Genomic DNA, 13,186 nt, shown 5'->3' with positions numbered 1-13,186 from the left:
GTCGAGTAAAAAAACTTGACTGTTACAGGATTTAAATTCCATACTTAGAAGAGGCTGGTGAAAAAGGAAGAGCAACCTTTCAATCCCGGCCTCTTCTTGACGCGCCGAATGGGAAAGGGTTTACTAGCCGGCGAAAGAGGGAAGGAATAGAGTGGGATTTTTTACGTTAATTTGAAAGGATGAGGGGATGGAAGAGTGGTTTTCAACCGATACGTGGCTGGCTGAATGGATAGGCATAGGGAATGACATTCTTTGGACATACGTGCTCGTAGGCTTTCTTCTGCTTTTGGGGTTTTATTTAACGATTAGGATGAATTTTGTTCAGTTTCGTTTGCTGCCGACGATGATTCGTGAACTCATTGAAGGAACGGACCGGACAGCATTTAAGCAGAGAAAAGGAACGACGCCGTTTCAAGCGTTTGCGATCAGTACGGCGGCGCGGGTCGGTACAGGAAATTTGGCCGGGGTGGCGATCGCGATATCGGTCGGCGGTCCGGGAGCAATATTTTGGATGTGGATTGTTGCTTTGATTGGAGCGGCGACCGGGTTTGTCGAGAGCACGCTGGCGCAAATTTATAAAGTGCGGGATAAGGATGGCTTTCGCGGCGGCCCGGCCTATTACATGGAAAAAGGACTTCGCTCGCGGGGAATGGGGATTCTTTTTGCGATTTTAATGATTCTCTGTTTTGGGTTGATTTTCAATGGAGTTCAGACGCATACGATTTCCGATGCTTTTGCCGGCGCTTATGATGTAAATCCGGCTGTCGTTGGGATTGTGATCGCAGTTTTGATGGCGTTTATTATTTTTGGCGGAGTGCGTCGGATTGCGGTTGTCGCTGAAGTGATTGTACCAATTTTTGCTATTACATATGTGATTGCGGCTTTAATCATTACGTTTATGAACATTTCTCAAGTGCCGGCTGTGTTTGCGCTAATTTTTTCTCATGCTTTCGGGCTGGAAGAAATGATCGGCGGTGGAATTGGGGCGGCGATTATGAACGGTGTGCAGCGGGGCCTGTTTTCCAATGAAGCGGGAATGGGAAGCGCGCCGAATGCTGCTGCGACGGTCTACGTCAGTCATCCGGTGAAGCAGGGGCTGATTCAGTCGTTAAGTGTGTTGATCGATACGATTGTGATTTGCAGCGCGACGGCTTTTATTATTTTGCTGACGGATGTGTATACGGTCGGGGAAATGGAAGGAATTCAATTGACGCAAACGGCATTGGCTGTTCATATAGGCGAATGGTCGACGATTTTTGTGACGGTGGCAATCTTTTTCTTCGCTTTCAGCTCCTTGCTTGGAAACTATTATTACGGGCAGGCTAACATTGAGTTTATTACTGAAAAGCCGATTTATCTGTTGTTTTTCCGCATCGCCTTCCTCGCAATGATTGTCGTAGGCGCAACAAGTGATCTCGAGATCATCTGGGCGCTGGCCGATCTCTTTATGGGTTCGATGGCCGTTGTCAATTTAATTGCTGTTGCCCTGCTCGCGCCGATTGCCTTCAAGGCGCTGAAGCACTTCCAGGACCAGGCTCGCAACGGGATTGATCCTGTTTTCTACCGCGACAGCATTCAAGGTGTCTCTAATCTGGAAAGCTGGGATGATCAGGAGAAGGAGAAAAGCGAGTAAAGATGAAATGCCTTGTGTGATTTACAGTAGTGCCTTGTCTCGAAATCAGAGACGAGGCTTTTTTATCGTCTCATTTGTCTGCTTTAATGTATGGAATTGGATTGATCGATGTTATGCTAAAAAGATAGAAAAGTTTAGCTTACTTCAACAAAGGTCCAAAAATTAGAGGATCACGAAAGGACAATTTTTACATGGAGAATATATTCAATGAAGATAAATTGGAATCGGTAAAGTCTTTGTTATCGACAAGGAATAAACTAGAAAACGCCATGTCCCAGATGACTCAAAAGGGCGCAAACACGACCTTGGTACAGAAACGATTTAAAGCGGTTTCCGTCGGATTAGCAGTCTTGGAAGACAGGTGGTATGAAAACCCTCATCTATACACGGGGACAGATTTAGCAGAAGCCCGTAAGGTTCTTACTGGTTTATTCCCGTCAATCGAGAACAATTATGCTAAGTCAAGGGTGGGCAGTCCCCAAAGAACGCTTTTGGCAAGAAGGTTGAAAGCAATGAAGGTCGCTGTTCAAGCGATTGATGATGAACTTTCCAATAAGGAGCTTAAAGATAACCTCTAAATTTTATGACCGTATATAAGTAAGCTATGTTGGGGTGGAAGCGACACTGGGGGAAGCATAGATGAAATGGAAGCATAAGCACAGATCTATTGGCCGTTTTAGGGTGTACCAAAAGAAAAGTAATTTTTTGGTACACCCTTTGTTCAATGATTTAGGGGAATGACAAGGAGGGGCACTGGCTCTGCACGTTACGTTCTCGCTGAAAGAACCCCGCATTCATCGAGAACAAAGATCGTTGTAACGGCTCCGCACAGTGCTTCTAAAAAAAGCCGCTATGCGGTTTTCTTAAAGAAAGGAGCATGTACTTACTATGAAAGAAACATATATCTGGTATGCGAGCTACGGCTCGAACTTGAACAGGGAACGTTTTATGTGCTACATCGAGGGAGGCAGGCCGAAGGGATCTGAGAAGACCGAGGTTGGCTGCCGGGACAAGACCCCTCCTCTTAAGGAAGAGGTTGATATCATCCATTACCCGCTCTATTTCGCGAAACGTTCAAGCCGGTGGCAGAAGCAGGGAGTGGCCTTTATCGGCTTGGACGAGGAGGAGGATGCCCAGACGTTCAGCAAACGCTATTTGATTACAGCAGAACAATTTCATGATGTTGTCAAACAGGAGAATAATGGCGCGGAGCTGGAGCTGAATTTTGATGAGATCATTAGCGGGCGCTATCAAAAAGTACGCGAATCATGGTATGGAACGATTATTCATCTTGGACAGCATGATGGCATTCCAGTTTTCACGTTTACAGCTGACTGGGGGCTGAACGTCGCGTTCACGAAGCCTTCTGTGCCATACGTCTCAATGATCATCGAAGGATTGAAGACCGTTGAAGGGCTGCGCCATGCTGACATTATAAATTATTTACTCACAAAGCCGGGGATTATCGGCGAATACACAAAGGAAGAGCTTGAGCAGCTTATGAGGTGAAGCGAGGCTCAAGCCGGTAGCAGCTGTGCGTATTGCGGATGATTTGCACGCGGATGGTGCTTTCCGCTGTTCCGAAAAGGGCGGCGAGCTGCTGGACGACAGACTGCAGGAAAAGCGGTGTCGTCTCCTGACCGGAAAACGGCCCGTCATATCGCCATGGACCGTCCGTTTCAATCAGTAGTTGCCGGGCTGGCACGAGGCGGGCCAGTTGCTGGTCACGCTGGCGGTAGCAGACTTCCGGGGTCAGTGAAATGTAGTAGCCGGCAGCGGCTATTTGACGGACGACAGCTGGCGGAGCCTTCAGCCAGTGAAAATGCGCTTCGGCGATGCCCTTCGTTTGCAGTAGCTGGAGCATGAGCGCCGCCTTGTCATGAACAGCATGGAGGGCGACAGGAAGCCCGTGAGCGACGGCCTCATCAAGGATCTGACTGACAAAAGCGAGGTGATCCTCAAGCCGGTCTGGCAAATTCGCCAGTTCATAATGTGGCAGGCCAATTTCTCCGATTGCCGTGATCCGCGCGCGCTCTGCTTGCAGCAGTCTTCGCCACTCCGCAAAATCACGGGCACCGGGCAGCGGATATTCAGGATGGAAGCCGATGCAGGCGTGGACAAAATCCGGGAAGCGCTGCTGCAGGGCGAGAGTCTGGTAGGAGGAGGGCAGGTCTTTGCTGACGGCAATTACGCCGGTAATGCCAGCCTCGTGCCAGCGTTCAATCTCATCATACAGATTGTGTGAGTCATAGTGGTCGAGGTGGATATGGGCATCGATCATGCGAGTTCTCCTTTTTTTAAAAGATAAGAAAAGATAAAACTTTCGGGTTCAGTCGAGAAAGGATACTACGCGTTTTTCATAAGCGGTTTTAGGGGAGAAAACTCTACTGAAATGTTTTTGTCATTCGTATAGACTCTTGCTATTTTCCGGCAGTTTAAATGGATGCTCTTTATGAATACGATCATAAAACATAATTCCATTTAGATGGTCTATTTCATGTTGAATGACAATCGAGGGATACCCACTGAGCTTTGCTTCTATTTCTTCTCCCTCTATATTAAATCCTTTCACTTTAATCCGCTCATATCTTGGAACAAACCCTTTTATCTTGCGATTAACAGAGAGACAGCCTTCTCCTTGCGGCAAATAAATCATCGACAGAGAATGACTCATTATTTTCGGATTGAGAAAGGTATATTCATGTTCTTGCCCCTTCTCATCTGTTAAATAGGCGACAAACATCCGTTTATTCAAGCCGATCTGATTCGCTGATAGACCCACACCGGCCCGAAGCTTGTATGTTTTTGCTAATTGCGGATTTTGACTGTTTTTCAAGAAGCGCATCATGCAGCCTAATGTTTCTTTATCCTCTGTGGAAGGCGGTATCCTTACATTCTCTGTTGCTTGATGGAGAATCGGGGTTCCTTCGCGCACAATATCCTTCATTGTGATCATATAATTTGAATGAAATTTATTCATAAATAAACAACTCATCTACCTTTACATGTAAAGTTTTCGCTAATTTGAATGCTACTTCCAACGTAGGATCATATTTATCATTCTCGATACAATTAATCGTTTGTCGTACGACTCCACATTCCTTTGCAAGTTGCTCTTGGGTTATCCCAAGCTGTTTTCGGATTGCTTTCAGTTTATTTTTCATGGAGATCACCTTTGTCTAAAGTATTGGACATGTTGATTGTAACAACTTCGGCAAATATGTCAATAGATTTGGACATTTCCCCAGTTCGATTGCGGTACTGTTCATAAACAGAAAAAAGGCCTGAGTCGCTGCAATTGATGATGCAGCGACTCAGACAGCCTGTTAGCTTTCATGAATCAGGGCGCGTTTTTTCTGCAAAAGCCGCTGGAATTCCGTCTCCAGCTCCTCCGATGGGTCGAGGCTGAGGCGGCTGAGCACCTCGGTTATTTTTTGCTCGATGACGAGCAGGTCGTCGGCGTCGGATGTGGCTGGCGGTTTCTCCTGTGCCTCCCGATACTCCTGATAGCTCCCATCAAAAGCGGTAATCGTACGATTCTCGATAACGAGCAGGCGGGTGGCAATATTGGCGACAAATTGTCGGTCGTGCGAGACGAAAATGACGGTCCCGCTGAATTCCTGTAACAGGCTTTCGAGCGCTTCAACCGACGCAATATCGAGAAAATTCGTCGGCTCATCCAGAATGAGTGCCTGACAGCCGCTTGCCAGCAGTTTGGCAAGGGCGACTTTCACCCGTTCGCCGCCGCTCAAGACGGAGACCGGCTTCAGGACGTCCTCGCGAAAGAAGAGGAGGCGGGCGAGCATCGTCCTGATGAACGACTCCTCATAGGGGGAGTTCTCGCTGACATTGGCTAAGATCGTTTGCCCAGTGTCGAGCGTCGACAAGTTTTGACTGAAATAGCCGACGCGGATTGCAGGGGAAATCGTAATGCCATCGCTCCCGTTGATGATTTTTTTGACGAGTGTCGTTTTGCCGCTTCCGTTGGCGCCGAGGATCGCCAGCTTATCGCCGCCACGGACGTAAAAGCTCGTCTTGTTCCAAAGAGTCTTGCCGCCAACGACACCCTCGACCTGTTCAGCGCGGATGATGATTTGCTTTTTGAGCGCCGGTTCATCCGCGGCCTGCATCCGGATTGCCGGCAGATCCTTCACCTTTTCCACCTTTTCGAGCTGGTCAATCCGTGTTTCGATCGCTTTGGCGTTTTGCTGAAGCTTTTTCTGCTTTTTGGCGAAATACGGCTTGGCGCCGATGATGCTTGCCTCGGAGGCGCTGACCCGCTTCGGCTTTTTCGTGGCGCGGGCTGCCTTGCGTTCTTTCTCCTTCAACGCTTCTTCCAGCTGCCGCTTCTTTTTCTGATATTGCTCATAAGCCTGCTGCTGGCTGCGGCGCTGAAGCTCCTTCTGCGCAGCGTAATCTGAATAGCCGCCTTTGTATTCTGCCAGTTTGCCATCTTCAATTTCCCATATTTTCGTACAGAGAGCGTCGAGAAAGGCACGGTCATGGGAAACGAGAATGAAGGCTCCCTGCCATTCACGCAGGATTGATTCAATCCATTCAATATGGGCGGTATCGAGATTTGTCGTTGGTTCATCGGCGAACAGCAGGGCGGGTGCGGCGGCCACCGCTTCCTGGATGTAAGCCTGGGTGACTTCGCCGCCGCTTTTATGCGTGTTCGTGTTTTTAAGCTGGGGCAGGAGTCGTCTTGTTGCCCTTGCCTTGATCTCCCCGGCATCAGGCCGGCGTTCACCGGCAAGCGCGTGTAGTAACGTTGTCTTGCCGCTGCCGTTTCGTCCGACAAGGCCGATTCGGTCTCCGGCCTCTATCTGTAACCGTTCTATGTCAAGTAAAAGGCGGTCCTTCGCGTATAGCTTTATCTTTTGCGCCTCGATCAAATGCATATTTTCATCTCCTTTACTATCGGTTCGGGAGACAAAAAAAGTCTCCCATCTGCTGAACAGAATAGGAGACAGCGCGGTATACGGGTACAGCCAGCGAAACACGAGCATGAATCCATACCCGGTTTTCGGCCTGAGAGCCCATGTGCTGAAGCGAATCCTATTCTGAAAACAGCGTTGCGAAGACGGAAAAAAGCAGACTGCTCCTACTACTTATTCCTGTCTCCCAATACCTTGTTTTCGATAAAATAGGATTAAAACTTCATTGTCGTAGGCTCACCCTTTCGTTTGTGTTAGGTTTTACTTTAAAGAAGATTGAGGCCGCTGTCAACCCGCTGTACGACAGACAGAGAAGCGTATGGTAAACTAAAGCTATAAATGAAAATGATTATCAAAATCAATCAAGAGGTGAGCGCACGATGAACATGGACGACCTCCTGAACCGTTTGCCACATATGTATGTCAGGCTGGCCAAAATGTTTCATGTAAAGGAGATCAACGATTGGCAGCTTAAGCCCCGCCTTGTCCATCGATTGACGATGTGCTGTCCGGTGGCTGGAAAAGCATTGCTGCATATCAATAAAATGACCTACCATGCAGAGCCGGGAAAGGTCTACTTTATCAAGCCAGGAACGATGGTCGCCGCTGAAGGGTCGGCTGACAGTCAGGCTGAATATTATTTGCTGCCTTTTGCTATGCAGGAGGTGCGCAATGATCACGAGGCGCTGGGTGATGCTGATCAAGAAGAGCAAGCCTTTCCTTTTCAGGAAGAAGTGATGATCCAATGTTTGCCGCAAATCATCCATCTACTCGAACAAATCAAGCAATGGCATCAAAAGAAAAAGCGATTGGCTACTATGCGCAAAAATATTCTTTTTCAAGAAGTACTATGGACGATCGCCGAAGACCAGCTTCAGTCCTTTTATTTAGGGAGGACAGAGTATAGCGTGACGCAGGTCATGCACTATATGAAACAGCACTATATGGAAGAGTTGAAAATGAACGCATTGGCGCAAATGGCTGGCCTGAGTACATCTAATTTTTCGAGGGAGTTTAAGAAGGTCGCCGGACAGAGACCGATTGATTATTTGACCAAGCTGCGGATCAACCGGGCGAAGGAGCTGCTTGTTTTAAGCAATCATCGTCTAAAAACAATTGCGAAAAGCGTCGGCTATCAGGATGAGCTTTATTTTAGCCGTGTCTTTAAAAAAATTGTCGGAGTAACGCCGACAGTTTATGTGCACAAACACCGGACGAAGATCGCTACATTGAATGTCTCGTTCAGTGATTATTTGCTTGCGCTTGGTGTCAAGCCAGTCGCGACGACGGCCTATGATAAGCCCGACAATATTAACGGCTATCCGCCGCATATCGCCGAGCAGTTGAAGGGGACGAAGATTGTTGGTGCACTGTATACACCAAGCAAAACGGCGATAGTAAAAGCGGAGCCTGATTTGATTTTAACGGATAATCGGCGCATTCATCGTGGCTGCACGGACCGTTACACGGAAATTGCCCCTACTGCTTCCTTTTGGGATGATGATTGGAAGCGGCTGCTGAAGCGGATTGCTATGCTAATCGGCAAGGAGGAAGAAGCGAGAAGCTGGCTGGCTGACTATGAGCAACAGGCGGCCGCAGCCCGGAGGAAGCTTCATCCAATTTTAGCCGCGGGGGAGTCGGTGCTGCTCATCCGCATTATTCAGGAGGAGATTCGTGTATATGGTGGAAAACGCCAGCTTGGAGCTGTACTCTATAAGGATTTAGGACTCGCCATGCCGAACGAAATCAGCCCCGAAGACCATTTTATTACAGTGAATAGCGACGAGCTAGCTCATTATCAGGCAGCGCATATCATTTTGCTGGCAGGTCAGGATAAGGCGGCGGAAAGAAAGCTGACTGAGCTGCGCCAAAGCAATTGGTGGAGGGAACTGCCAGCGGTTAAGCAAGCTCAGGTGTATGAATTGGAGGACCGCTTTAATTCTCACGCGCCGCTGGTCAATTCGGAGGCATTAGACCAAATTGTTGAACGAATGACGGCGATAAAAAGGATCGATGATAAATTTGTCCATGATATTTGATGATTCTTTCCATTGTCGTGGGAGAAACGCTTCGTTACACTTTAATTGATAATTATTATCATTATCAATTAAAAGCATGGAGGGATAGTCATGATACATCTAAAAAAGACAATGATGGCGCTTGGACTGGCTGTTTTGTTTTTATTGGTAGTAGCTGCGTGTGGAACGGAACAACAAGAGGGGACGGCAAAACAACCAAACACTGACCCGGGGGAAACAGTGGGCGAGGGAGCTAAACAGCCGGAGATTGACGAAACAGCGAAAACGATTGTCCATCATATGGGGGAAACGATCATTGAAGGAGAGCCAAAGCAGATTGCTTCTCTCTTTCCACGCTTTACTGATTTCCTGCTCGCGCTTGAGATAACGCCGATCGCTGTATCGACAGCTGGACCGGATGCTGAGGAATTTACGTGGTACTATGCCGATCAGCTTGAAGGGACGACGAGTGTCGGTTGGTTTACCGAGCCGAACTTTGAGGCGCTTTTACAGGCCGAGCCGGATTTAATTTTAGGGCTGCCAAACCTTGATCAAGTTTATAGCAGTCTTGAGAAAATTGCGCCAACGATTTTATTAGATGTCGTGGAAACGGAAGAGGGGATCAAGGATTGGCGCCAAACGTTTATCGAAACAGCGGGGATTATCGGCGAGGAGGAAAAAGCCGAACAGGTCATTGCCTCATATGATCAGCAGGTGGAAGAAGCGAAACAGGAGATTGAACGGGCTATCGGTCAGGAGTCGGTGATGTTTTTACGAGTGACTGATAAAGAGCTGCGTTATTACGGTCAGAAAAACTTCGATGTGCTTTATGGCGATTTAGCTCTGCAGCCACCTGTTGATTTTCCGGGTAATGAAGATACATTTGCTCCTATTTCGCTTGAAATTTTGCCGGAGATTGATCCCGATCATATTTTTCTGTTAAGTGATCAAGAAGAGAATCTTGAATTAGTGGAAGGAAACAGCATTTGGGAAAACTTAACGGCGGTGCGGGAAGGGAATGTATATCAGGTTGACTATGAGCTGTGGTTTCAAGGCTTTGGTCCGATTGGCAGCTCGTTGATCGTTGAAGATGCCGTCGAAAAGCTGACAAAATAATCGGTGGAAGGGATAAATAAAATGGAGTATGCTGTCAACGAAAAGCGGGCGCCACAGCCTGAGGAAATAGCGAGATTCACAACTGTCAGCGACGTCTGTTTATCACCGGATGGAAAGCTGGTCGCGTACGTCGAAGGAACAATGGCAAAACGAGAAGGAGTGGCTGGAAGCCGCATCATGATCGCTGATGCAGAAGGACAGAAACAGCCGCAGCTTTTGGGCGATGGACCAGCCAAGGAGCCGCGATGGTCGCGCGATGGCAACTTGTTAGCGTTTATTACGTGTACTCCCGCGGTTTCCTTAACGATCATCAATCAACTGACGAACAAGAGAACGGACATCGCCATTCCGCAGGAGGCGCAGCGGCTCGAGTGGTCCCCTGACGGACGATTCCTCAGCTTTTTATCCCGTCAGCCGGCTGCAGAAGCAACAGGTTCAACGATTGATGTTGCTGGCTCTGCTGTCTCCGAAGTGCGGTTGCACCTTTACTGCCTGCAAAGCGGCCGCTTGGTGAGCAAAACAATCGCCCGCCATTCAATATCTAGCTATACGTGGTCCCCCGACAGCAGGCAGCTCGCCGTTACGGCTGTCGCGTCTGCTGAGCCGAACGCAGAGAAGTTGTATGTGCTGACGATGAATGAAAGTCAGCAGCGTTTTCTTGCGACGGTTTCTGATGTGACGATCCAGCTTGCTTGGTCCCCGGATGGGCAGACCATTGTCTGGTGTGGCCGTGAGCACACAGCGGGAATAGGGCAAATCCAACTCTTCCGGCTCGAAGCAGACCCGGTTATCACTATGCCGTTTTGTGCCGATTTTCCAGGCAGTATCAAATGGATCGGCTTTTTACGTGATGGCCGGCTCGTTTTTGCCGCGCTCAAGCAGTTTCGCGTAGGGATTTATGCGGTTCGGCTCGATGGCGGCAGGGTCGAGACGCTAGTGGATCCTTTCCAGTTAGATTCCGGTTCACTTGGGAGCGGAAGTTTCTCGCAGTTTACCGTCTCAGTAAGCGAGGATGGACAGCGCTATGCAACGACCTGTTCAGGACCGGCCGAACCCGGAAATGTTGTTACCGGAAGCTGGAATGTAAGCCCGCAACGAATTACCGATTATAATAGCGACATCAAAAACATGACGCTGGGAGAGGTGGAGGAGTTAAGCTGGATGGCGCCGGATGGTCTCGATATTCACGGGCTATTGATTAAGCCGGTTGATTATGTAGAGGGGCGGAGCTATCCATTAGTTGTTGAAATTCACGGAGGACCGCGCCGTTCCTGGTGGAATACGTGCTATCTCGGCCATTCCTGGGCTCAGCTCCTGGCCAATCAAGGGTATCTAGTGCTGTTACCGAACCCGAGGGGCAGCAGCGGCAGGGGAGCGGAATTTGTCCGGGCAAACAGCTGTGATTTAGGCGGTGCAGATTTAGCGGATGTCCTCACTGGTGTCGATGATATGATAGCGCGCGGATATGCCGATCCGGAGCAGTTGGGAATCGCCGGCTGGAGCTATGGAGGCTTTTTGGCCGCTTGGGCGATTACGCAAACAAAACGTTTTAAGGCGGCGGTGATCGGCGCTTCCATCGTGAACTGGATTAGCTGGCAAGGACAGTCGGCTATGGCGCGACAGTGGGCATCTATTCACTGGGGCAATCGGCTGATCGCTTATCAAAACCCGGAAAGGCTGATCAAGCGTTCTCCGATACACTTTGTTCAAAATGTGCAAACTCCAAGCCTGCTGTTGCATGGTGAACAGGATCAGAAAATTCCTGCTGCTCAGGCGGATGAATTTTATGCCGCGTTGAAAGCATTGAACGTTCCGGTTGACTATGTGAAATATCAAGGGGAAGGACACGTTCTTACGGAAGAGGCTCACCAGATTGATGGGATGAAGCGGGTTGTCGGCTGGTTTAAGCGTTACCTTCGGTGAGCCAGATGTTCTTCTCTTTCTCTTCTTCGCTTGTTAGGATGAGCAGGCTGCGGCATACTAGAAGTATGAACAACGCGAGCAAAGGATGAGCCGGATGGTGGAGAAAGTGTTGATCGTAGAAGGAACGAATGACAGGAAACGGGTAAAGCGGGTGTTAAATGAGCCGGTAGATGTGATTTGCACGTATGGTACATTGAGCGTCACAAAGCTTGAGGATTTAATTTTGCCGATTGAAGACAAGGATGTCTACATATTAGTCGATGCCGATGAGGCCGGGGAAAGCTTGCGGAAACAGTTGAAACGGGAGCTGCCCAATGCAACTCATTTGTACACCCAGAAGGAATATGGGCAAGTGGAAACGACCCCTTTAGGATACCTTACCGGATTATTGAGAGGATATTTTAAAGTGAAGGAACCGTACAAGTGAAAATGAGAAAAACAGGAGCTTGAGACAAAACTAGCTTTGGACCTACTGGCAATGGCTTCACACGCCACAAGCCCGTTGTGAGAAACCTACTCACAAAGGATCGTGGCGGTTCCGCTCACTGCTTAGAGGCTGGGAAAAAACAACCTTTTGTCCCAGCCTCCGCAACTGTTGATTATTTTTGTATTTTTTTCTCATCAAGGTCATGATGCAGTTCGGTTGCCGGAACAGGAGGGTTTGGAGCATGTCCCTTTGGCACCGGCTCTGCAATATAGACGAATTCCCCGCTTCCATCGGGAGCGCTGCCTGTTGCCCATGGGCCCTTGGATGAAGCATCTCCTTCCGATAAACTCCAGAATTCATAGGCCTCAGGCTGAGCTTCCTGTTCGGCTTCCGGCGGAAAGGAAGCCGGGACGACAATGCCTTTCTTTTCTTCCAGCTCTTCAATCGCAGCAAGCCATTGGTATTGATGATAGCGGTCGCGGGCAAGCATTTTGCGGAATGTTTTTCTGACGCCTTCGTCTTTTGTCATATGATACAAACGGGCAACCTGAAGTCTGCCCTGACTTTCAGCATGCAGGTTGGAACGCATGTCTGCCAATAAATTACCGCTGGCCACAATATATGCCCCATTCCAAGGAACGCCGTTTGAGTTGGTCGGCATCGCGCCAAGCCCGCTAACGAGCAGGTGCTGCGGGTTTATTCCTCCCATAATCGCTGCAGTGGCCGGGTCCTTCGCCGCTTCTGCCTGGTCTTCCGGAGAAGCGCCGTCGAGCAATTGGCTGATAAGAGAACAGAGCATCTCAACATGCCCGATTTCTTCAGTCCCAATATCCATCAGCATATCCTTGTATTTCTCCTCGCCACGGCAATTAAAGCCTTGGAAAAGATATTGCATCATGACGGTCATTTCACCGAACTGACCGCCGAGCACCTCCTGAATTTGCCGGGCCAGCATCGGATCCGGACCTTCCACTTTCACTTCAAATTGCAGTTCTTTTTGATGTCGAAACATAAGAATAAGCCTCCTTCACTGTTGTCGGTTTTGCAGGTTAAAGAGGGTTTTGACTGCAGTCAGTTGTCCTCCTGTAAGACATGTTGCTGAGCCGGCATGTCTTCTGCTTTCTTTTGTTAC

At 48.8% G+C, this 13,186-nt stretch carries 12 protein-coding genes; 7 read left to right on the top strand and 5 right to left on the bottom strand.

The features are described from left to right. Positions 1-187 precede the first annotated feature (187 nt). The 3 genes from M3202_RS11755 to M3202_RS11745 all read left to right on the top strand — a co-directional run bounded on the left by M3202_RS11755 (position 188) and on the right by M3202_RS11745 (position 3,142). On the top strand, positions 188-1,633 hold the full coding sequence (locus tag M3202_RS11755) for an alanine/glycine:cation symporter family protein (RefSeq protein ID WP_251223518.1): 1,446 nt from the start codon (positions 188-190) through the stop codon (positions 1,631-1,633). Positions 1,634-1,824: 191 nt separating this feature from the next. After that, the gene (locus M3202_RS11750) at positions 1,825-2,211 is read left to right on the top strand and encodes a hypothetical protein (RefSeq protein ID WP_251223517.1); all 387 of its coding nucleotides are present in this window, start codon (positions 1,825-1,827) and stop codon (positions 2,209-2,211) included. Positions 2,212-2,521: 310 nt separating this feature from the next. Beyond that, positions 2,522-3,142 (top strand): hypothetical protein, encoded by a 621-nt coding sequence (locus M3202_RS11745; protein ID WP_251223516.1) that lies wholly within the window; start codon positions 2,522-2,524, stop codon positions 3,140-3,142. Here the strand turns inward: M3202_RS11745 and M3202_RS11740 are convergent. The 4 genes from M3202_RS11740 to M3202_RS11725 form a co-directional block, all read right to left on the bottom strand. Then, positions 3,132-3,914, bottom strand: a complete 783-nt coding sequence (locus M3202_RS11740; protein WP_251223515.1) for a TatD family hydrolase — start codon at positions 3,912-3,914, stop codon at positions 3,132-3,134. The two genes, M3202_RS11745 and M3202_RS11740, sit on opposite strands and share 11 nt — an antisense overlap. Positions 3,915-4,034: 120 nt before the next feature. After that, positions 4,035-4,613: a peptide deformylase gene (gene def, locus M3202_RS11735; RefSeq protein WP_251223514.1), complete on the bottom strand. Its 579-nt coding sequence runs from the start codon at positions 4,611-4,613 to the stop codon at positions 4,035-4,037. Beyond that, positions 4,606-4,797, bottom strand: a complete 192-nt coding sequence (locus M3202_RS11730) for a helix-turn-helix transcriptional regulator (RefSeq protein ID WP_251223513.1) — start codon at positions 4,795-4,797, stop codon at positions 4,606-4,608. The genes def and M3202_RS11730 overlap by 8 nt, the downstream gene beginning before the upstream one ends. Before the next feature lie 162 nt (positions 4,798-4,959). Then, positions 4,960-6,534, bottom strand: coding sequence for a Vga family ABC-F type ribosomal protection protein (locus M3202_RS11725; protein ID WP_251223512.1), 1,575 nt, complete (start codon positions 6,532-6,534; stop codon positions 4,960-4,962). A 416-nt stretch (positions 6,535-6,950) separates the two neighbouring features. On the opposite strand from M3202_RS11725, the gene M3202_RS11720 reads away from it, so the two are divergent. The 4 genes from M3202_RS11720 to M3202_RS11705 all read left to right on the top strand — a co-directional run bounded on the left by M3202_RS11720 (position 6,951) and on the right by M3202_RS11705 (position 12,054). Further along, positions 6,951-8,609, top strand: coding sequence for an AraC family transcriptional regulator (locus M3202_RS11720; protein WP_251223511.1), 1,659 nt, complete (start codon positions 6,951-6,953; stop codon positions 8,607-8,609). 90 nt (positions 8,610-8,699) lie between these two features. After that, positions 8,700-9,704 carry an ABC transporter substrate-binding protein gene (locus tag M3202_RS11715; protein WP_251223510.1) on the top strand — a complete coding sequence of 335 codons (1,005 nt, stop codon included), beginning with the start codon at positions 8,700-8,702 and terminating at the stop codon, positions 9,702-9,704. Between the two features lie 21 nt (positions 9,705-9,725). Continuing rightward, positions 9,726-11,627 carry a S9 family peptidase gene (locus M3202_RS11710; protein WP_251223509.1) on the top strand — a complete coding sequence of 634 codons (1,902 nt, stop codon included), beginning with the start codon at positions 9,726-9,728 and terminating at the stop codon, positions 11,625-11,627. 94 nt (positions 11,628-11,721) lie between these two features. Then, on the top strand, positions 11,722-12,054 hold the full coding sequence (locus M3202_RS11705) for a toprim domain-containing protein (RefSeq protein ID WP_251194464.1): 333 nt from the start codon (positions 11,722-11,724) through the stop codon (positions 12,052-12,054). A gap of 172 nt (positions 12,055-12,226) precedes the next feature. Here M3202_RS11705 and M3202_RS11700 read toward each other — a convergent pair whose 3' ends face one another. Continuing rightward, a complete protein-coding gene (locus tag M3202_RS11700) occupies positions 12,227-13,066 on the bottom strand; it encodes a manganese catalase (RefSeq protein WP_251223508.1) in 840 nt (279 codons plus the stop codon). Positions 13,067-13,186 lie beyond the last annotated feature (120 nt).

This window comes from Halalkalibacter oceani, assembly GCF_023715605.1.
GTDB lineage: Bacteria > Bacillota > Bacilli > Bacillales > Bacillaceae_D > Halalkalibacter > Halalkalibacter oceani.
The sequence above is the reverse complement of the archived record's forward strand: the minus strand, read 5'-3'. Positions and strand labels throughout refer to the sequence as shown.